We start from the raw sequence: 21,463 nt of genomic DNA, 5'->3' as shown, positions 1-21,463 counted from the left end.
GATGGTGAAACCTACCCAACCGATATGATTATTACGCCGCCAGACCAGCAGATGAGCCTTAATCGTACCAGATAAAAATGCACTTCACGTGTTCGATAGAGGCTATTTCAACTTTGAAAAATTTGATTTCTACTAAGCAGAAGGGATTCGATTTGTCACCAGAGAACCAATCCGGTTGTTCACGTGATAGAGGAGTTACCTGTTGAACCTTCCTCTCCGATCATCCGGGATGCCGTGGCTAAAATCGGCAAAATGAAACATTCTTTGCGCTTGATGAAACATTGGATAGTGAAGGGAACAAAATTTTTATAATGTGCAATGACGCTAAAATTAATGTGATCTCTATCGGACACGCTGGTAAAATGAACTGTTTTTCAAATGGTGCGAATAAGTTCCTTCTTTTTAAAAACCATATGGCCCGATTGCGTAAGAGTAGCAATCTTTTTCACCAAATAAAAGATTCTTTGAATACACACGGGAAGGTAATATATTCATGATATCCAAGGTATGGCTTGAGGAACCATCAAAAATGGATTTTTGATTCCACTTTTCATCCTATATATAACACCCCTTAATGTAAGTGACAATTAAGGAATTTCCAATGACCAAACTTTTTTATAAGAAAACACTAAAGCGTCTTTCTTAAAGTCAGGGGCCAGCTGGTCGGATTGATAGAAATCGGCGAAATAGCTGCTTTCACTATCTGGACGCTACCCTGATCGAAAGGAATGACTTTATGCTTTTTTAAATACTAAAAAAACAAGTTTTATTGAAGGATGAACAAAATGAAACGCAACTCTAAAATGACATCCATTCTTCGGTCCATGGGTAAACATTCACAACAACAGAAGTCATCCATGTTCACCAAGGATCTTCAGCAAAACGAAGAAAACCTAAAACAACAAATTGGATCTACAAAAGATGTCATTTTTCGTCATTTCCATATTTCTTTTGATGATGCAAGCTCTTTAGAGGCTCTTCTCGTTATAACAGATGGATTAGTTGAAGAAGATGCGATTCGTAATAACATCTTAGATCCACTGACGAGTGAACCACTAACAGCGTCCAAGGAAGCCAGACTGCAACAAGTTGAAAATAAAATCTCGATCTTTAATACAATTACGAACGAAACCGATCTAGAAAAATCAGTTCTTCAAGTATTAAAAGGATCAGCCTTATTATTAGTCGATGGATTTCATGAAGGATTGCTTCTAAAAGTCGCAGGATACGAGCTTCGGGCAGTTGAAGAACCGGAAACCGAACGGGCGGTTAGAGGAGCACATGACGGTTTTAACGAATCATCTTCTATTAATATCAGTTTGCTGCGTCGAAGAATTCCACATCCATCCTTGCAGTTTGAAACCATTCAAATTGGTGAGTACAGCCAAAGGGATGTAACCATTGGATATGTAAAAGATATTGCAGATCCAAAATTAATAGAGCGAGTTAGAAAGCGATTAAATCAAATCAATGTGGATGAGATTAATCATTCAGGAAAAATTGAAGAGGCGATTGAGGATCATCCCTTTTCCATCTTTCCTACAATCGGAAATACTGAACGACCGGATAAAGCTTCTGCCCTCTTAATGGAAGGGAGAGTAGTCCTTATTGTTGATGGGGATCCGGTTAGTTTATATACTCCATTTTTGTTTCTTGAAAGTATGCATAGTGTGGAAGATTACACTTCCCGTCCTTATTATACGACATTCCTTCGGGGATTAAGGTTTATTTCCATGTTAGTTAGTATTTTCTTACCAGCCATCTATATTGCAATCCTTAATTTTCATAAGGTGATGATTCCTTCCGATATGCTGGTACCTATTATGGAGGGAAGAGAGACAGTCCCTTTCCCGCTTATAATGGAAGTACTATTGATTCTCCTCATGTTTGAAGGGGTGCGCGAGGCCGGTGTCCGCCTTCCTCAACAGGTTGGCTCAGCATTAAGTATTGTCGGCGCTTTAATCTTTGGACAAGTGGCTGTCCAAGCAGGGATTGTTAGTGCACCTACTACCATTGTTGTTTCAATCGCCTATATTACGTCTTTTATAAATAACTCTGTTACAGGAGCTATTTCCCTGCTTCGAATCGGTTTTATTATTGCCGCAAGTTTTTTTGGGGGATATGGATTAATTATTGCGATGCTTGGACTATTAACCCACATGGTTTCATTAACATCTGTAGGTGTTCCATATATGGCGCCGATCTCACCATTTTATTACCAGGACTGGAAGGATTCAATCATCCGTGTTCCACAACGCTGGCTCAAAAAACGTGCAAAGAGTATTCCGCACAAACGGTCTACCAGAATCAAATCATTGCCGAAAACGGGGGATAAGTAATGTTTCGAATTCTTTCTTGTATTCTTTTTTTATGTTTACTGACAGGTTGTTGGAACAGTCAGGAATTGAATGATTCCGCTCTTGTGCATGGTGTCGGTCTGGACAAAGGATCCAACGGTAAAATAAAATTCAGCACCGAGATCATCAAACCGGGGGAATCTAGTGGTGGTGAGGGGGGAACAACAGGAGAAAGCATCATATTGGAATATGAAGCAGATACGTTAATCGAAGGTGCTCGCGAATCCATACGGGGAATTAAGCGCAGAGTATATTTTGATCATAATCGGATATGGGTAATCAGTGAGGAACTGGCAAAAGAAGATTTTATCGGTTATCTGGACTTAAGCAGACGGGACCAAATGTTTCGATTGAATAGTTACATTTTTATTACAGAAGGAGACCCTATCGACATTCTGGAAACGCCGACACTATATGAGGACCTTTCCTCTACTGAAATTGTTTCTGCCTTAGACCAAACGCAATATGTTGCCGGCTATACGCCTGTTAAATTGTATGATTTGTTTAGGTTAATGGAGGGACCGATTCCAAATGCTTATATTCCAATCATTCATACAAAAGAAGTGAATGAACAGGTCATCACTTCCTTAGGTGGTACAGCTGTTATTAATAACCGAAGAATGATCGGTAAACTGAATAATGAAGAAAGTGTAGGATTAAATGTCCTTTTGGACCGTGCGACCGGTGGCTATGTAGATGTTGAGGTCAATGGAGATAAGGTTTCCGTCGAAATCAATAATTCGAAGACGGAACTGAAGCCAACTTTACAAGGAAACAAACTTAAAGCACATATTGAAGTAACCATTGATGGTACATTGGCTGACAACACATCAAAAAATCCGGTCAATGAACAATGGCTGAATCAAGTGCAAGAAGAGGTAAATAAGAAGACAAAGCGCCAGATCCATTCAACCTTGGATACGCTACAGCAGGAATTGAAAACAGACATTACCGGTATAGGCATGGAAACCTACCGAAAATACCCCGAAAAGTGGAAACATGTTCAGGATCAATGGAACGATATTTTCACTAAAGCAGAAATATCTGTGAAAGTAAATACAGATATCAACCATCAAGGACTCATTAATAAAAGTATGGAAAGACATAATGAAAGACCTCATAACAATCCGTATAAATTTAAATGATGTAATAAACGTTCGTTTTCATTGACCAAGTATCAGTTTAAAAAGGCTGGCTTTTACCTAATTGCTGATCTGTATGTACATTTGGGCCTTGAGAGGGCTTCTCTTCTACCAAATTGCTGGGCAGTGTGAAAAATTGGGCGGTGAGAAGACCGATCAGCGACCTCTTTTCATATTTAGAAGAAAGAACTAGACGTAGAAAAAACATATCTAGCACCAAGCACCAAATCTAAGGAGAAATGGTATAAGAGGAAGGAGGTTGAGGAGCATGCTTTCAAAATGGGATACACTTTTTCTACTCATCATGGCGCCTGCAGTAATGGGGCATGTGGTTATTTTACCATTAATGATTGATATGGCTGGTAGGGATGGGTGGCTTTCCACCCTTTTATCCTTGCCTTTAGCCTTTATACTCGCAATTGCTATTTATCGCTTAAGACGGAAATATCCTAAGGACGGTATTTCCAGTATCCTTCATCATTTATTAGGAAAGCCAATCGGTAATGCGATGATTCTTTTATTTATGCTGTACTTTTTATTTTTAGTGATTTATTCTTTCGCACTGCTCATCGACTTTGTTTATATTGCCTTTCTGCCGGAAACCCCACGAATTGCAATATTAATCTGGTTTTTAATCTTCTTTGTATACGCTGCTGTCAAAGGGTTAAAACGAATTGCTCTAACAGCCGGAATTTTAGCCATCATCGCTATGTTTGCTGGCCATACGATAACACTTTTGGATACACGTCTTAAAGATTGGGGAGAGTTAACCCCCCTGCTGGAATTCGGCTGGAGTCCAGTGTTCTGGGGAGTGTTACTTATAACCAGTATATGGGTAGAATTATTACTGCTGTTATGTCTTCCCATTCAAAACATTAAAGAAAAGCATACATTTTTATTATGGAGCATTGGCATTTTGCTGAATGCACTTTTTATGTTTTCGACGCTGACAGGTAATATTTCTATATTTGGTTTAGGTCAGGCGGACAACTTTGTATACCCGGCTTTGGAATCGGTTCGGATCATTAGTCTGGGATTTATCGACCGTTTTGATATTTATGGATTACTGTTAATGTCTGTAGGTATTTATATACGCTGCAGTCTTTATTTTCGAATTGCTTATAATATCACGGTTTCTAAAATCGACTCTAAGTGGATCAAGCGCAGTACATTTGCTGTTCTTATGTTGCTTGTATCCATTGGTGCCTATTTCATTTCCGAGGAACATTTTCGCCTTGACGTGACGCTGAATGTGTATGCTTATATGATTGTTTTATTTCCGATTCCGTTTTTGTTATTGGGGATTTCTTATTTTAAAAAGGCGGGGGGAAATTGAGTGTACAACTTCCGGCATTCTCTATAGCGGTGCCAACTCCAACCGCTTCAAAATCATAAATAATCCTTCCTATGCTATAATAATAAATTAACTATTTTTGCCTTCCACATTACAATAATTTGTTTAATAACAATTTAGCCCTATGGTTAATCCCCTTACGGCTATGTTTCGATTTGCCAATGTGACCCCCTTGATCTGTTGACTCAACTAGCAAGTTTTCCGAACCAAACGTTTACGCGTGAAATGTTGATAGAAACTATCTGGGGAATCGACTTTATGGGGAATGACCGGACTGTTGATGTTCACATAAAACGGTTGCGCAAGCGCTTATCAAAAGATACAAATTCTTTTTCAATTAAAACGGTACGGGGAGTTGGGTACAAACTGGAGGTTTACGATTGAAAAGTTTTTATGTTCGCATTGTAATCGCAACGTTCACAGTGATGATAATAAGCAGTCTGCTCGCATTTTTTATTAGTAAGGGTTACTACCAAATATTTTTAAAGCCTGCTAACGATGCCAGGATTACAGATATGGCACAAGACATAAAGCAATACGTGGAAAATGAGGAAGGAGCTGTAGACGAATCCTACTTTTCACACTTAGCTGACTTGGGTTATCAATTGATTTTGTATCATGAAAATGGTAGTGAAAGCCAATTTGGCAGTTATTTTCGCCATAATGATTTAACACACAGAAGAGATCGAGAAAGTCTTGGCAGGCGGACAATATCATGGAGTTACAGAGCAACCCGCCGATTTTTTAATAATGTGTCAGAAAATACAATCGGTGTTCCAGTTGAAACTACAGAAGGAACCACAGCGATGTTTATTCGGCCTGATCATGAGCATCAACTTGAGGAGTTTGTATTTTTCTAGCTGTTTTACTTGTGCTCACAGTGGTCATTAGTTTTTTGTTCGTTGCTTTAATGGCTCGACGAATTGTTAAACCTGTGACATCCCTAACAGAAGCGACGAAAAAAATCTCCGAGGGGCCCTTTAATATTGAACTTAACGTAACACGCAAAGATGAAATCGGGCAACTGGCAAAGCATTTCACAGCCATGAGCAAAGAGCTTAGCCAGCTTGAGGAGATGCGTCAGGAATTCGTTTCCAATGTCTCTCATGAAATCCAGTCACCGTTAACAACAATTCGAGGAATCACCCAGTCGCTGCAACAATCCGAATTGGACGAGAACCAAAAGGGAAAGTATATCAATATTATAGAAAAGGAGAGCAGGCGGCTATCCACTTTAAGCAGACAATTGCTTACTCTCGCTTCTCTGGATAATGAAGGTAAGATTGTAAATGAGCACGTGGATATTCACCAACAGATCAAAGAAATTATCCAAACACACCGTTTTGAATGGCGGGAAAAGGAATTATACATTGAGATTGAAGGGAAACCCGAACAAGTACTGGGAGATTCTGATCTTCTGTATCAGGTGTGGACGAATCTGCTTACGAATGCAATCAAATTCACTGACAGTGGCGGTGAAATTTTGATCAACATACTAAAAGAGGATAACTGGGTTAATGTTGAAGTTCAGGATAACGGGATTGGTATGACATCCCATGAGGTTAATAAAATATTTGACCGTTTCTACAGGGGGGATCAGGCACGCACCCCCGGAAAAGGCAGTACGGGACTTGGACTTGCGATCGTGAAAAAGATTATCGATCTTCACGACGGAAAAGTCGACGTTGAAAGCGCACCTGGTACTGGCACAAATATAAGCATAAGATTAAAAGCTGTGAATTAGCTAATGACTCCTTGTTGTCCTGTTTTTCCGGATTCAATGGGAACTTGAAAAAATCTGAAACTTATCATGAGTTTAATTCGTCTAAAGGTATAAAGAGTCGGAGGATTAATCAATGAAGAAAATCCTTCTTTTTGCAATGACGTTGTTAGTAAGCGTTTTATTAGTCGCTTGTGGAAATGGAGATTCATTGGAAACAAAGGACTGGGAAGTTACACAATATGATACGGTTAATAATTTTGATGGAATTTCTATGATTGTCAAAGAAGGTAGCATCTCTCCAACAGCATTAACAGTAATATTTGAGAATACCACCGATAAGCAAGGTGTCTACGGTGAATACTTTTCCTTGGAAAAGGAAATCGAAGGGGATTGGTATCAAGTACCCACCATCTTAGATGAATATGGTTTTAACGATATCGGTTATGAATTAACTCCATCAGAAATTGAAGAGTTTACAATTGATTGGGATTGGCTATATGGAAGTCTGGATACTGGTGAATACCGTATTGTTAAAGATATATTGGATTTTAGAGGTACAGGCGATTATGATAAATATTATTTGGCAGCACAGTTTACAATTGAGCAATGAAAATTGTCATTATCTTAGATTTTTATTCAGTTCACTCATGCCCAAAATTGCCATTGTAGGGCACATTGTGACATAACTCTGTTCGGGCGCTTTCGTGGAATAATCACTGCGCTTATTGCTTGGCCTAGATTGACAATACAATAATATCATATGAAACGATAATTGGAGGACTGAACTTGAAAAGCTTTCAGAAAAAACTCGAAGAGTATGCTGATTTAACTATTAAGGTCGCGCTGAATATTCAGGAGGGACAAAAACTACGTATAAGTGCTGATATTGAAAATGCAGATTTTGTTGAACTGGTCACTAGAAAAGCTTATGAAGCTGGAGCTAAAAAGGTTTATACGGATTTCAATGACCCAATCATACAACGTATTACATATGAAAAAGCACCTGAAGAAGGACTTGTAGAAATTTCAGATTGGCAAGTCAATATGTTTGAGGAGATAGTTGATGAGGGAGGGGCTTTTCTAAAAGTCTATGCACCTGATCCGGATTTTTTGGAGGGTATTGACCCTGAGCGAATCGCTCTCAACAGAAGGGCGATTGGAAAAGCTCTGAATCGTTATAAAAAGGCTCAAACCAATGGAGATATCTCCTGGTGTCTCCTTTCTGTACCAACAAAAAAGTGGGCAGCAAAGGTTTTTCCGGATCTTGGTACTGATATGCAGATTGAAACCTTATGGGATAAGATTTTTTACACCTCACGTATTAATACTGATGATCCGGTAACCTCATGGAAAAAACACCTTAGAGACCTCCAGGAAAAAGCTAATCATCTTAATGATAAAAACATTTCTGTCCTCCACTATAAAGCACCAGGAACCAATTTAACAATCGGGCTTGCGGATGACCATCTTTGGAAAACTGCGCAGTTTACTACAAAGAAAGGCATTCAATTCCTTCCCAATCTTCCGACGGAAGAAGTGTTTACAATGCCGCATAAGGATAAAATTAATGGAATCGTTACCAGTACAAAGCCGTTAAATTATGATGGAAACCTTATTGAAAACTTTTCACTGACCTTCGAAAATGGAAAAGTTATTGATTGTCGTGCAGAAAAGGGAGAGGAGCATTTAAAAAGTATACTTGATATCGACGATGGTACTCGTAGCCTCGGTGAGGTCGCTCTCGTGCCCCATGATTCATTGATTTCAAATTTAAATTTAATTTTCTTCAACACGTTATTTGATGAGAATGCTTCTTGTCATATTGCACTTGGAAATGCATTATCGTTAAACATTAAAGATGCAGAAAAATACAGTCAAGAAGAACTAGCAGAAATGGGATTCAATGAAAGCATTGGACATATTGATTTTATGATTGGTTCTTCTAATCTCGATATCGATGGTGAAACTCGTGATGGCAAATCTATTCCGATTTTTCGTAATGGCGGCTGGGCATTTTGAATTGCACCTATGCAAGAAAAGGGTGCGAGAATTGAACAACGATTGGCTTTTCAGCATTCTTTATCAGTTGAAGAACAGCAAAGCGAAAGGTTAGAGTGGAGGCGTTTTAATGGCTTTACCTGAATGTTGGTCCTGTGATTATATGTTTAAATGGAGAGAGTTATTATTTGTGATTGATGGTCTAAAGAAATGTCCCAATTGTGGTGAAAGACAATACATAACAACACAAAGTAATCGCAAATTGGGAACCTATGGTATTGCATTACCATTGATTCCTTTCATACTAAATGTACTTGGTTTAACTTGGTGTTTGACTGGTTTAATCACTTTTCTTTCGTTGATTTTTTATTTATCATTAATCCCATTTAATTTAAAGTTTACTAACGATAGAGAGCCATTGTTTTAAAGTGATTAACGGATTAGTTGGCACAATTTCTAAACATTAACTACTTAAGTTTAGAAATTTTGATATTGTTATGGCGTGATTTCGAATAAGGAAAAGTGCCAAAATTGCCATTGTAAGGCAGTTTAATTAAACAAGAAAATGAAGTGATTGTAGTCATATCAAGGTGACTTCACTTGATAAAATATAGTAGAACATGAACGGCAGAGGGTGAGATTAATGAGCAAGTTAGTGCTTCGGAATGTGATTGATGATGATCTCCCTATTTTTTTTAAGCATCAGCAGGACAGGGAGGCAAACCAAATGGCCGCCTTTACAAGGAAAGACCCTAATGATTGGAATAGTTTTGCTGAAAACTGGAACAAAATACTTACGAATAAGAATATTATTAAGCAAACGATCATTGTTGAGAACACCGTCGTTGGCCATGTTGTACAATTCGAGCAGTTTGGAGAACCAGAAATAACCTATTGGATTGGAAAGGAATACTGGGGTAAGGGAATCGCAACCAAAGCTTTACGGGAATTTCTAAAACAGGTTACAATTCGTCCACTTTATGCTCGTGCTGCAAAAGACAACATTGGATCCATAAAGGTTTTAAAAAGATGTGGGTTCCTTATTTCGGGTGAAGACACCGGGTATGCTAATGCGCGTGGTAAGGATGTTGAAGAGTTTATTCTCATCCTCAACTAAAGTGTTCAAACGATAATGTTAATTGCTTTATAGGGCGCAAAAATTTAAAAATGATAGGCTTTAGCAGTCCACTTTCTGATTTTTAGTCCGTTATAGGATCAGGATTCAGGAATAATGAAAACTGAGGTGTTCACGTGTTTGGTTTCCGAAAATGAAGTGCTGCAGTAGTTTTAAGGCGGTATTCTGAGGAATTTTCTTTCCTTCATATAAAAATTTATTGTAGCTGGGACTGCCTCCTGTTCATATAGTGGTAAGTGTGCTACCCAAAAATGTAAGGAGGATTTTTTTATGGAGGAAGAATTCAACATTGAAGAGAAACAATCGGCTAATAAAGGCTCTCAAAATAATGTGACACCGGACTCGGGTGCTGAACGTTCAAACATGTCATATGATATTCCTGTCCCTGCTTATGCACCTTATCCAATGTATGCCCAGCCTGATCATCGTCAGTATGGTATGGTCTATAATTATCAGAATAGCTATCCTCAAACACAGGATTACCAGAGTTCCCATATGCCATCAGATGACAAGAACATGGGGCATCAGCATCACATGTATGATATGTGCAAAAGGTACAAATATCATTTAATCCAATGTGAAGGTACAGATGATCAAATGTATGATGGCATTATTGACGATGTTGCTGACGATGCTGTCTATCTACTTGTGCCTGTAGGAGATATGGATAGCGATTACCTAGGTGATATGACACGTCAATTTGGTTATGGCTATAATTATGGTTATGGAGGATACGGCTATCCAAGAAGGTTCCGTCGCTTTAGACGCAGGCGTTTTCCATTTTTCTTTTTAAGAAGGCTCTTCTTCCCATATTTCTATTAACCTCTTGGTTTGTATCAATAATTTCAAAAGAATGATTTACCCCTTCTTCTTAATTTTGGATTCTTGATTTTACCGTGCAGGTGCATCCTTATGACAGGAATGCGTCTGTTTCTGTGTGTGCACGCCATGATGCCTGATAACGTTTAAAGATGCCGTTCTGAATGCCTTAGATGAGAGCTGTCGGAAAGCAGTGTGAGGGAAAACTCACGCATGGTTTGACGAGGGGGGAGTTGTAGAAGACGACGATAATTCAACAATTGACCATCCTTGTCAATCGTCCATTCGAAATCAGCTTTTTAACATAAGATATTTTATGGGGGGCTAATTTATTTAACAACGCGACGTTGTGTCAAAAAAACAGCTGATTATTCTTCTCATTATTTTAGGTGCCAGTTTTGCAGAGTATTAAATGAGAATAGGGAGCTCTAGGGCCCTCCTGAAAAAGTTCAACAATGTCAGCTAAATATTTGTATCATAAAGTTTGAAAACCAGTTGAAGTTAAAGATTACTATGTAAATGTTATCGCGGTTTTCTGAAGGATGTAAAACTTAAGGGAATTTACGTTTCTTCAACCAGAGGAGGGTGCTTTTTCCCTTTTTTGCGATCGTTTCCTTACTTTTTCTACATATAGATGCGTATCCCATTCATAGGTTAATTGCCAGCACGGTAGTTAAGCTGTTTTTATTGAGTTGAGCAGGGAAACCTCATCTATTGAATGAAGATTGTGTAGCTTAGCTATATATGGTTTAAATTGAAGAATAACAAAACAAACTTTATTTACTTAACCCTCTTCCAAAAGTTTGGGAAGGCTGTGGAATGTATTGGGTATATGCAATGGATAAAAAAACCCGCCAAAAAGGCGGGGAGAGAGGGGATACTCTCTTTTATTATTGGCGTTTATCCATAATATATACAAGCAAATCATATTCAACCCCTGGAATCTTTAGAACCCCCAAAAATCTTGATTATGGTTTAGTTAATTGTTAGAAGAAGAATATTCCAGAGGATGAAACAATTTTATGTACGTATGGCATTCGGCCCCCTGGACATTCAACAGAAGTATGGTCTTAGTCATCCGGAAACGGGTGAGGAAATCAGATGCAATCCTTTTTATCAATCTGTTCGCCTGTGTAATAAACATTTGGAACACTATCCAACGACTCAAAGCTCCATTGATTACGAGTCTTTTCGTCGATATTTTTCAACTTCCTTCAAAGCAACAACTGTCTTTTTCGCTTCACGCTGTACTGCTTTCAATCCTTTTAACGTATCAAGTACATATGCATTAATTGTTTCTGTTCCAACATTCTTACCTTCACTCGACTAATAGTCAGCCATGGTCTATCAGCAGTATTGTATAAAAAAAGGTGCCAATTTAGGCACCTTGGTACTAACAGCAATGTCTTCGTTTTCTTTCTCTGCCTCTAAGTTGATCTTTATCGCGATTTCTTCCCATGACTTCATCCTTATCTCGATCTCTTTCTTCTTCTCTGACTTGATCTTTTTCTCTTGCTCTTCTTCTGTCTCTGTCGTGAAAGAAGTTGTTACGTTTGCAGACCATATTTATCACCTCCATTCCGATATGTTATGAATCAAATTTCGTACTGAAACGGCAATACCCTATAGGACTGTATTTAAGATGTTCTAAAAAAACTACCTTTTTCATCATAGAAAAAGATTGTCTTCCCTTCAATTAGAACAGTAACTCTTGACAGGTAAACGAGTTTAAGAGATATTGATTTAGTATAGAACGAATTTTTCAGGTTAAAACTGTATACGCCTTATGGTGGCTTCTTGAAGAAGCTGAAAAGGGAAGTTTGGTGAAAATCCAGCACGGTCCCGCCACTGTAATGAGGAGGCACACAGATTACCCACTGCTAATGAACGGGAAGGGCTATGTGCTGATGAATCTGAGTCAGGAGACCTGCCATAAGGAAGCACATGAATTCCTACGGGAGATAGGAGGGTGTTACGTGGAATTTTTTCAGTGGTCGTTTGTCATGATTCCATGTTAATAATGAGCTTAATCTCAAGCACCTTCGTATAGAAGGTGTATTTTTATGATTCAAATCAAAGGAGGCACAATTTTCATGGAATCATTGCCAGTCAGTTATTCAAAAATGGCACAAACAAGATTAGTATTACCACCGGATACAAATCACTTGGATACAATATTTGGAGGAAAAGTATTGGCATATATCGATGAGATTGCGGCTTTGACAGCGATGAAGCACTCCAATAGTGTGGTCGTTACCGCGTCGATTGACTCTGTCGACTTTCTATCTTCCGCCAAAGTCGGGGATGCGTTGACCCTAGAAGCCAGCATTACCAGAACGGGGCGTACTTCGATGGAAGTGTATGTAAAAGTTTATGCGGATGACCTTCTTCGGGGGAGAAAAGTTATGACAACGGAATCATTTTTAACGATGGTCGCCGTTGATACAGAAGGAAACCCAAAATCAGTTCCGTTTATTATCCCTGAAACGGAGGAAGAAAAGAGGTTGTATAACACCGCTCCGTCAAGGAAAGCCCTCCGTCGAAACCGCTCAGCTCTGAGGTGATTTTGATATATCTTACATGACTTTATTAAGGAGGGAGTCCTGTTGGGAACCATCCATATATGCAAAATAAATTATTGGTTATTTTGATTGTTGCTTTCCATTTGCTGTTGTAAGTTAGCAGGCGCTTATTTGAAAAAAGGTAAGCGCCCTCTTTATAAAGTTAATTAATTTCCTCAAAAAATTTTTAAAGATTGTCACTAATGTTGTCGAAGCAGGATTATATATATGTTTTTGGGGAAAGCATTTTGGGAAGAGAAAAATAAACAGATTGATTGGAGGTGAGGTTAAGTTGCCCTATGATGAGGTTTTTCGTTGTATCAGGGAGCTAGTTGACATAGAAGATATCGTTATTAGCCGCTATCCTTCTCTTCCATATGGGTTACAAATTTACGATAACAGAGGGGATTACGCTATATTTTTCTACGATACGAATACAAAACAGGTGACTTATTTATTTAAAGACACAGAAGATTACTGGTTTCGAGATGCTATAAAAATTTGAGGAGGTTCTTAAAATACTATAACAGCTGTTTAACCGGTTTACCCTGAACATATAAACAACAAGACTCAAGGTTCATCTTCTTATTCTCTGCTTCCGGAAAAGCCCCGACTACCTCAAGCATATAACCTATCTAATACAGGCCATCCAGTGCGATGACTGGTTGGCCTTGTTTTATAATTATTTTATAAATCATTCGTTTGTACTTTGCTGATTTTGTTTGTTCTTCGCTAAGCTTACACGATCTCTTATGCCGGGCGGTTGTTCCAACCATTCATGTTTAATCATGATATCGGCTCCGCTTTTAGCAAGCCGGGAAATTTCTAGTGATAGCCTCTCATAATTAATCATTAAATCGCTTCGTTGGCTGGCAGCCGCAGCAGTAGCATAGTTTCCGAATCCTGATGCACTTAACAATGACATATGATACATCAATATTCTATCCGAGAAAGTTTGGGTTGTTGAGTCACTTACAGCTACATCGGGTACCTGTGGTGTTTCAATATCATCTTTTAAAAGCGTATCAGTAAAAATCCTAATATGTTTTTGGGAAATTTCTTTTCCCCGCAGCATAAAATCTTGGACGTCTTTGGAGGGTGATGTTTGAGCAAACGCAATACATAATTTGGCGCCGATTGTATTGGTCAGAACGTTCATGTATAAATGGGAAATTTCAACGGCGTTTAGTGGTCGATGGTTGCGAAAGGGGTTTAAACCGCTTAAATATTCCTTGCTGTCGACATAATCTGCTGTTTTAGGAACTTCAATATACGGATGCCTGGCATTAATTCCTTTCGTAAGAGCAATTTCACTGGCCTGGTTATACAGTTCAGCAGTATCGTTTAGGGCTTGCGTAAAATAATCTCGTATATCTTTTCTGGCACTCATGGAGAGAAAGCCGCTGTAAGCTATCATCCCGACTTTAGCCATGTGATTGACATAGGTTAAACAAAATGTATCTGTAAACAGCCACGGAGCATCCATATGGACGTCTTGTTCTGTAAAGCCGTTCGGTTCGGTATATTGGTCCTTTTCAAAGATAGTCCGCAACTGTTTTAGGTGATCCGATGAAAGGTCGTAAGCATACTGAATACTGGGTTTTATATCCGCGTCTTTAATATGTTTTAGCATAAAATTCAAGATATTTATGGACATACTATCCTGCATATAACACGTCCAGAGTGAACCAATTTCTGCAGATGTCAGGTAAATATTCTCTTCACTCATTGTGTAACCTCCCAATATAGTTAAGGTAGGTTTAGTATTTACTTTAAAGTGATCTTTATGAATAGGGGGATAGTCTTAATAGGATAAGTTAAGCAGAGCTATAACCTCCGATTATATTGACTATTCTCAATTCAAGGTCGCGTTGTTAAAATATCAAAGGAAAAATTACATGGTAGTTAGGGAAATCAGATGCTGAATAAAGGGTTCAAAAAAAGCTGCAATAAGTCAGTAAATCATAAACACTGAAATGTGCCAATATACCTAAAGTGTTATTAGAGAATTAGTATTTCCTTCATATATATTCTAATTTTTTTAAATGTTACTATTTATTTATCAACTCAATAGAGGGCATATGTGACTGATTTAATCAGGCATGGTGATAGATTGAAGGGATTTTTCCGTGTATCACTATGCTTTTTTTGTAGATAACATATAGCCTAAGTTGAGTTATGCATGAATATAATAAAGGAGGCGTTACTTTGTGAGTTATTGGAAAAGGGTTTTGATGCTGACTTCCATATTATTGCTTTGCGTGCCAGTCATGAGTAACATGGACAAAGCGTCAGCGTCGGTAGAAGGGGAACTTAACATAAATCCTAAACCTCAGGAGATTGACAAAACAAGTAAAGGTTTCCCTTTGCCACCAAAAGTTGGCATTGTTTCTGGAGAAGAGACGGATGAGAAAGCAGTCGATGAAGTCATCAGGGTTCTGAAGGAAGCCGATGTGAAAAAGATCATTCAAAAGAAACCAGACGAAAAAGTGAATGCATCGATGATTATATTTATAGGGTCTCCTTCTTTTAATGGGGATGTAGCAAATGCTTTGGAGGAGCATGGAAGCCAAAGTCCAGAAACATTGGAAGATGAAGGGTATGTTATTTCATCTCAAAAGAAACACAAACAAGTTGTTCTTGCTGGAAAAGATGCGACAGGCACGTATTATGCCGCGAAAACTTTTAGTCAGCTAATCGAAGAACGACCAGGCAGGGACTGGGTACCACAAGTGAACATACGTGATTGGCCGGAAATGCCGATCCGCGGGTCGATTGAAGGGTTCTATGGTCCGCCATGGACCCATGAGGACAGGTTGAACCAACTGGCGTTTTATGGTGAAAATAAGATGAACACATATATTTATGCTCCTAAAGATGACCCTTATCATCGAGAGAATTGGCGGGAGCCGTATCCTGAAGAAGAATTAACCAGGATACAGAAGCTGGTAGAGGAAGCGGAGGACAATCATGTAAACTTTACTTTCTCGATATCACCTGGTCAGTCGATTTGTTATTCAGGAGATGAAGATTTTGAGTTGCTTAAGCAGAAGATGGAGCAAGTGTGGGATTTGGGCGTACGGTCATATGCTATTTTTCTGGATGATATCAGTAAGAATTTGCATTGTGAAGAAGACCGGAAAAAATTTGGAAGTCAAGAGACCCCGACAGCCGCAGCACATGCCTATCTATTGAATCGGTTCTCAGAGGAATTTATTCAGACTCATGATGGTGCAGAACGATTAATAACAGTTCCGACGGATTACTCCGGCAATGGCACAACCGATTACCGTGAGGAGTTTGCTGATAGTCTGGATGGTGACACCGTTGTTATGTGGACAGGACCTAAAGTTGTTTCTGAAGAAATTACATCAGAAGGAACGAAAAAAGTTTGGGAGATTTTTCAACACGACTTGTTGCTGTGGGATAATTATCCTGTAAACGATTTTGACCGCAATAGTCTGTTTCTCGGTCCGCTGGTTAATCGAGACGCTGATCTAACGGAACACGGCGTTATAGGGTTGACTTCCAATCCGATGAACGAGGCGGAAGCTTCAAAGATTCCTTTGTATACCATTGCTGATTATACATGGAATCCTGCTGATTACGATCCGCAACAATCATGGGAACACAGTATTCAGGCATTTGGAGGAGATGCTGCAGATACACTGAAAAAATTTGCTGAAAATTCATATTCCTCTCCGCTAAACGAAAAAGAATCGTTGACGTTAACCCCATTAATTGAAGATTTTTGGGAAGCAATTGTATCCGGCGATGCTGAAGATGAAGCGAACACATTAAAAGCTGAATTTAAGAATTTGCAGGATGTTCCATACGAGCTACAACAGGAACTGAGTAATAAAAAATTTCTAGTAGAAACGGAACCTTACATGGAAAAATTGGAGTCATACGGTAAAGCCGGTGAAGCAGCCGTTAACTACTTAATGGCACAAAAAGGCGGTAAGTCAGATAAGGCTAATCAGTATAGAGAAGAGCTTATCACAATCTTTAATGAGTCCGAAAAAATTCCACAAAAGATGGGCGAAGGAGTCATTAAGCCTTTTTTGATCAAAAGTGTGTTAATGTTGCCACCATTACATTTGTCATTACAACCGCAAATTGATACATTCTGGGAGCATTATGATGACAGTGAGAATAATCAGGCTGCAGAGAAACTCACCGCTTCCTTTGAAAATTTGCAAGCAGTCTCTGAAAACGCTCGTGAAACGATTGAGAATGAAGCGTTTATTGAAGCGGCTGAGCCATATTTAAACAATTTGGATATTTACGGTGAAGCTGGCGAAGTTGCGGTTGCCTATTTAATGGCCAAGAAAAATAATGAATCGGATGAAGCAGCAATGCACCAGTCCCAATTAAAAGAACTCATGGTACAAGCTTATAAGCAGCCACAAATGGTAGGCGAACAGGTTATTAAACCGTTTCTAATTGACAGCATGTGGGACAATCTCAATGTTATTGAGTACCGTGAACTGGATGGTGTCAACACCTACCGTGGTGCTGGGGAATTGATTCAATATACCCCGGATCATGGTGACTCTACCGGATCGAATCAGTGGGGCTATGAAGTGGTTGTTGCTGATAACACTGTCTCAAAAAGAGGTGGAAACGATTCCGCCATTCCTGACAACGGTTATGTATTGAGCATTCATGCAAATGATTGGTTACGTGATTACGCATTGCTGGGGAGAACCATTCAAATTGAAGATGGTATTGTGCTGATTATTAAGTAAAACCTTCTGTGTTTTTGTATAACCAAAAAACGGGTGTTATTGACTATATAGGTCCACCTTATAATAAGGATAAGAGGAAATGTGATAACTACGTCACATTTCCTCTTAAATCTTTAACGCAGTGAATTTTTATTAAGTTTGTAAAATACTTGAGTATATCAAAGCCACATAAGAGAAAAGTTCTTACTATGAATCATTCATTTTATTTCGTGAGCTCTTATCCTCCGTATCAGTGGGGTTTATCATCCTCCAAAATGTCACTGGTTGAATTCTTGAATTCTCGAAGTGTTTGGCCGGCAGCGCTGCCTATTTTTGGCAACTTCTTAGCTCCAATATATTAAATGCCGATACAATAATTAGGATTTACTGCTTCAAATGTCCTCTGAGGTTACTTGAAACAAGTACTTTAGATTCATTTTACAGTATTTGGAAGGAATTCAATTCTTCTGAATAGAAGTAATTATGGGAGTTTAGACAAATGGAGGGATTTTTGTATGAGGAAAAGGAAGAAGCTAGCACTGTCCTGCAGTGCTGTGCTGCTAAGTGCAGGGTTGCTTGTACCAGCGTATGATGCCCCGGTTAAGGCTGAGTCAAATCCTGTCACCATGAATAAGCCGCCCGTATCGGGTTTTATTAGTCATGATGAATTAACCAGGGAGTTAAATCGGGTTGAGAGGACCAGCCAAGGAAATGTCGAGGTGGAAGTGGCCGGTTATTCAAATCAAGGTCGTGAAATTCATAAGGCAACGATTGGTTCCGGGGATAAGGTTGTGTTAATCCAAAGCGAAATTCATGGCAATGAGAAAGTGGGCACAAAAGCTCTGTTGGAGATGATTAAAAAAATCGGATCGAATAATTCACCTGAAATGCGACAGCTTAGGGAAGAATTAACGATTGTTGCTATGCCTATGATTAACCCGGATGCAACAGAATTGAATCGTCGCGGAACTGAAATGACATGGGATGAAGTGACAACCGCATTTCCGCAGTTGGAAGAGGCTGAACCATCATGGAATTATTACACCTATAAAAACCAATATTGGGATTATGCATCCAACCCGGGATTTGATATGAATCGGGACTTTAATCCTGACTTGAATTACACACCACAGCCGGATGATTTTCCAGGTTCATCTTCCGAACCGGGGTGGTATATTACACCTGAAGCACAGACAGTGCGCGATGTTTATAAAGACTTGCAGAATCAATTTGGCACCGTAGATGTTTTTATTGACTTGCACCATCAGGGAGATTATGTCATCGAAGGAACGGGGGACCCGGTTACATTCTCATTGTCCGGTGTGTTCGTACCACATCCAGACACTGAAGAGGGACAAAAATATAGTGAATATGCTGATCAATACAATGTCGAATACGCCAAGCAGTTAAACTTGGCAGCTTATGACGCGGTACAGCAAATGGGCAATTCGCCATTTGGGAATATTTCATTATACCCTCAAGATTTGGATTTACCGGGGACAGCACTTGGCTCATTTGCGCTAAATGGCAGCGGATCTGTTTTATTTGAAATTACCGGCCAAACACAAGACTTTGGCCAAAAGAGAATGGGGCAACTGAGAAGGGCAGTCGAGACAGGAGTTCTCGGCATATTAGATGGTGTTGCAACAGGTAAAGTTCAAGAGCTGGATGCCGATCGATATGACGATATACCTTTAACAGACAGGTGAATGAGAGGTTATGGTCCGCCTCTAAAAGTTATATAAAAGAGCATATAAAGAAAACATCCCGCACCACTTTTAAAGTGAAACGGGATGTTTTACATAATTGTTATTCATTAGAAAGGGGTTTTTCTTGTGGTTAAGTTTAGGAGATTATTATTTATTACTAGCTCAGTCTTACTTGCTGTTTTTTTATCGATTCCCGTTGCCGCTTCATCTGAGCCATATTACGGAAAAGATTACTCCCAGCCTGAACAGGTGTTAGAGCTTTACCCTAATCCGGATGCCGACTTTGGTACACCGGCTTTTACCACTGACGGAAGAAGTTTTACATCCCAGGAACAAATGATGGATTTTGTTCGTGAATTGGAAGAAGAAAATAGTTTCATAGAAATGACGATCATTGGAGAATCAATTGAAGGAAGAGAAATCCCAATGCTTGCGTTTAAAAAAGGAAATAACCCGAATCAAAAGCCAACAGTTTGGATACATAGCCAAATTCACGGTAATGAACCAGCTTCTGGTGAGACGGCGTTAGTCATGGCCAATAAATTAGCGAATGAATATGGCCAAAAGCTTCTCGAAAAAATTAACGTTATTATTGTGCCGAGGGTCAATGTCGATGGTTCCTACCATTTTCAGAGGGAAAACGTAATCGGATTAGATCTCAACCGTGACCATACTAAATTGGAATCTCCGGAAACGCAGGCAATTCATAAGGCATTTAACGACATACAACCTGAGGTATCGATTGTAGGACACGAATATGGGATAAAGCACAATAGCCAACTTTTCAAAGATATTGGAGAACAGGGGTCGCTTGCGTATCATGATATTTTATTACAATCAGGCAGAAATCTCGGCATACCCGATCAAATTCGAGACATGTCATTTGATCTCTTCATCTCGAATGCCAGCGAGAAATTGACAGAGCGTGGTTTTTCCAATGATACCTATTACACGGTTGCAGGACGTAATAAGGACGGGCAGCTTATCATAAACGAACCTACTTACGGTGCGGATAGAGGGCCGAGTAATTTAGGCCTGCAGCCTGCCATTTCATTTATAACTGAAACAAGAGGTATTGGAATCGGCAGAGAATCATTTGAAAGACGTGTTGCATCGGCAGTAACGGCACAAATGAGTATTTTGGAAACAACAGCAAAAAATCCAAAAATGGTTAAAAAAGTGGTGGAAAATGCGCGAAAGGAGACTGTGAAAAAAGGAAGAAAAAAAGACAATGATGATAAGATTGCAGTAACGATGAAAAGGAAGCAGATGGATGACCAGGATTTCACAGTCACTGATATTGCTACAGGAGATGCTGCAGACCTTAATGTTGTGTATTTGAGCTCAACAGAAGCTATACCAACCCTGGAAAGAGTACGTCCGACTAAGTATATTATGCCACCGGAGTACGATGAGCTGGCGGAGAAATTTGAATTGATGGGCATAGATGTTGCAAAAACAAAAATGCCTTTGAAACTTGAAATGGAAACCTATACGGTCACAGATAAAGAAGTGGACGAAAGGGAATTTGAGGGAGTTCATCAATCTCATGTTGAAACCGAGGTTATATCGAAAGAAGTAGATTTACCAGAGGGAAGTTATGTTTATTCCATGGCTCAACCAACGGCTAACAAACTTCCTGTCACGCTCGAGCCGGAATCCCCAGCCAGTTTTGTAACATGGGACTATATTCCAAGTGAAGTTGGGGAAACTTTGCCTATTTACCGCTTTATGCAGCAAAGAGCGTTGCCTGTAGAACCTAACTGATCAACATCCATATGAAATAGAGCATTGATCCTTAAGGTAACCAAATGATGTGTCCATTTAGAAAAAAAGCATCCAATCATAGTATGAGAAGCCTATGGTTGGATGCCTTAATTCTGCCAAGTATACTGGATAAAAAAAGGCAGGTGTTTGGAACATTTCTAAAAAAAG

The 21,463-nt window shown here is 39.2% G+C and carries 16 protein-coding genes, 1 pseudogene and 1 riboswitch; of the genes and pseudogenes, 15 read left to right on the top strand and 2 right to left on the bottom strand.

Going from position 1 to position 21,463, the window contains the following annotated elements; translation table 11 throughout:
* Window positions 1–785 precede the first annotated feature (785 nt).
* From Len3610_RS06905 to Len3610_RS06850, 12 genes and pseudogenes are all read left to right on the top strand, one after another.
* Complete coding sequence (locus Len3610_RS06905) at window positions 786–2,339, top strand: spore germination protein (protein WP_176447299.1); 1,554 nt, start codon at window positions 786–788, stop codon at window positions 2,337–2,339.
* Window positions 2,339–3,502: a Ger(x)C family spore germination protein gene (locus Len3610_RS06900; protein WP_176447298.1), complete on the top strand. Its 1,164-nt coding sequence runs from the start codon at window positions 2,339–2,341 to the stop codon at window positions 3,500–3,502. The genes Len3610_RS06905 and Len3610_RS06900 overlap by 1 nt, the downstream gene beginning before the upstream one ends.
* A gap of 265 nt (window positions 3,503–3,767) precedes the next feature.
* Window positions 3,768–4,835: a GerAB/ArcD/ProY family transporter gene (locus tag Len3610_RS06895; protein ID WP_176447297.1), complete on the top strand. Its 1,068-nt coding sequence runs from the start codon at window positions 3,768–3,770 to the stop codon at window positions 4,833–4,835.
* Between the two features lie 192 nt (window positions 4,836–5,027).
* A pseudogene (locus Len3610_RS06890) lies at window positions 5,028–5,237 on the top strand (helix-turn-helix domain-containing protein); the annotation flags it as partial.
* Window positions 5,234–5,713: a hypothetical protein gene (locus tag Len3610_RS06885; protein ID WP_176447296.1), complete on the top strand. Its 480-nt coding sequence runs from the start codon at window positions 5,234–5,236 to the stop codon at window positions 5,711–5,713. The pseudogene Len3610_RS06890 and the gene Len3610_RS06885, both read left to right, overlap by 4 nt.
* 11 nt (window positions 5,714–5,724) lie before the next feature.
* Complete coding sequence (locus tag Len3610_RS06880; RefSeq protein WP_176447295.1) at window positions 5,725–6,597, top strand: HAMP domain-containing sensor histidine kinase; 873 nt, start codon at window positions 5,725–5,727, stop codon at window positions 6,595–6,597.
* A gap of 112 nt (window positions 6,598–6,709) precedes the next feature.
* Window positions 6,710–7,186, top strand: a complete 477-nt coding sequence (locus Len3610_RS06875; protein ID WP_176447294.1) for an immunoglobulin-like domain-containing protein — start codon at window positions 6,710–6,712, stop codon at window positions 7,184–7,186.
* Between the two features lie 176 nt (window positions 7,187–7,362).
* Window positions 7,363–8,595 (top strand): aminopeptidase, encoded by a 1,233-nt coding sequence (locus Len3610_RS06870; protein ID WP_176447293.1) that lies wholly within the window; start codon window positions 7,363–7,365, stop codon window positions 8,593–8,595.
* Between the two features lie 109 nt (window positions 8,596–8,704).
* Window positions 8,705–9,001, top strand: a complete 297-nt coding sequence (locus tag Len3610_RS06865; RefSeq protein WP_176447292.1) for a TIGR04104 family putative zinc finger protein — start codon at window positions 8,705–8,707, stop codon at window positions 8,999–9,001.
* A 216-nt stretch (window positions 9,002–9,217) separates the two neighbouring features.
* On the top strand, window positions 9,218–9,691 hold the full coding sequence (locus Len3610_RS06860; protein WP_176447291.1) for a GNAT family N-acetyltransferase: 474 nt from the start codon (window positions 9,218–9,220) through the stop codon (window positions 9,689–9,691).
* A 288-nt stretch (window positions 9,692–9,979) separates the two neighbouring features.
* Window positions 9,980–10,531 (top strand): hypothetical protein, encoded by a 552-nt coding sequence (locus Len3610_RS20735; RefSeq protein WP_255259822.1) that lies wholly within the window; start codon window positions 9,980–9,982, stop codon window positions 10,529–10,531.
* A 1,767-nt stretch (window positions 10,532–12,298) separates the two neighbouring features.
* Window positions 12,299–12,478: riboswitch (cobalamin riboswitch) on the top strand.
* A 143-nt stretch (window positions 12,479–12,621) separates the two neighbouring features.
* Complete coding sequence (locus tag Len3610_RS06850) at window positions 12,622–13,092, top strand: acyl-CoA thioesterase (protein WP_176447290.1); 471 nt, start codon at window positions 12,622–12,624, stop codon at window positions 13,090–13,092.
* Between the two features lie 691 nt (window positions 13,093–13,783).
* Here the strand turns inward: Len3610_RS06850 and Len3610_RS06845 are convergent.
* Window positions 13,784–14,818, bottom strand: a complete 1,035-nt coding sequence (locus tag Len3610_RS06845; RefSeq protein WP_176447289.1) for a DUF3231 family protein — start codon at window positions 14,816–14,818, stop codon at window positions 13,784–13,786.
* Between the two features lie 481 nt (window positions 14,819–15,299).
* Between Len3610_RS06845 and Len3610_RS06840 the strand changes: the two genes are divergently transcribed.
* Window positions 15,300–17,840: a glycoside hydrolase family 84 protein gene (locus tag Len3610_RS06840; protein WP_176447288.1), complete on the top strand. Its 2,541-nt coding sequence runs from the start codon at window positions 15,300–15,302 to the stop codon at window positions 17,838–17,840.
* Window positions 17,841–18,069: 229 nt separating this feature from the next.
* Here Len3610_RS06840 and Len3610_RS06835 read toward each other — a convergent pair whose 3' ends face one another.
* On the bottom strand, window positions 18,070–18,174 hold the full coding sequence (locus Len3610_RS06835) for a twin-arginine translocase TatA/TatE family subunit (protein ID WP_176449581.1): 105 nt from the start codon (window positions 18,172–18,174) through the stop codon (window positions 18,070–18,072).
* A 160-nt stretch (window positions 18,175–18,334) separates the two neighbouring features.
* Between Len3610_RS06835 and Len3610_RS06830 the strand changes: the two genes are divergently transcribed.
* Together Len3610_RS06830 and Len3610_RS06825 are read left to right on the top strand one after the other, a co-directional pair.
* Window positions 18,335–19,528, top strand: coding sequence for a M14 family zinc carboxypeptidase (locus Len3610_RS06830; RefSeq protein WP_176447287.1), 1,194 nt, complete (start codon window positions 18,335–18,337; stop codon window positions 19,526–19,528).
* 126 nt (window positions 19,529–19,654) lie between these two features.
* Window positions 19,655–21,295 carry a M14 family metallopeptidase gene (locus Len3610_RS06825; RefSeq protein ID WP_176447286.1) on the top strand — a complete coding sequence of 547 codons (1,641 nt, stop codon included), beginning with the start codon at window positions 19,655–19,657 and terminating at the stop codon, window positions 21,293–21,295.
* Window positions 21,296–21,463 lie beyond the last annotated feature (168 nt).

Origin of the sequence: Lentibacillus sp. CBA3610, assembly GCF_013373365.1 — a bacterium.
Lineage (GTDB): Bacteria > Bacillota > Bacilli > Bacillales > Amphibacillaceae > Lentibacillus.
Note: the sequence above shows the minus strand (reverse complement) of the source record. Positions and strands in the feature narration are given on the sequence as shown.

Excerpts from the sequence above, each read along its gene's own strand:
- Len3610_RS06875 (WP_176447294.1), top strand. The coding sequence starts at position 6,710 with ATGAAGAAAATCCTTCTTTTTGCAATGACGTTGTTAGTAAGCGTTTTA.
- Len3610_RS06830 (WP_176447287.1), top strand. The coding sequence starts at position 18,335 with ATGAGGAAAAGGAAGAAGCTAGCACTGTCCTGCAGTGCTGTGCTGCTA.
- Len3610_RS06845 (WP_176447289.1), bottom strand. The coding sequence starts at position 14,818 with ATGAGTGAAGAGAATATTTACCTGACATCTGCAGAAATTGGTTCACTC.
- Len3610_RS06850 (WP_176447290.1), top strand. The coding sequence starts at position 12,622 with ATGGAATCATTGCCAGTCAGTTATTCAAAAATGGCACAAACAAGATTA.
- Len3610_RS06905 (WP_176447299.1), top strand. The coding sequence starts at position 786 with ATGAAACGCAACTCTAAAATGACATCCATTCTTCGGTCCATGGGTAAA.
- Len3610_RS06860 (WP_176447291.1), top strand. The coding sequence starts at position 9,218 with ATGAGCAAGTTAGTGCTTCGGAATGTGATTGATGATGATCTCCCTATT.
- Len3610_RS06895 (WP_176447297.1), top strand. The coding sequence starts at position 3,768 with ATGCTTTCAAAATGGGATACACTTTTTCTACTCATCATGGCGCCTGCA.
- Len3610_RS20735 (WP_255259822.1), top strand. The coding sequence starts at position 9,980 with ATGGAGGAAGAATTCAACATTGAAGAGAAACAATCGGCTAATAAAGGC.
- Len3610_RS06900 (WP_176447298.1), top strand. The coding sequence starts at position 2,339 with ATGTTTCGAATTCTTTCTTGTATTCTTTTTTTATGTTTACTGACAGGT.
- Len3610_RS06865 (WP_176447292.1), top strand. The coding sequence starts at position 8,705 with ATGGCTTTACCTGAATGTTGGTCCTGTGATTATATGTTTAAATGGAGA.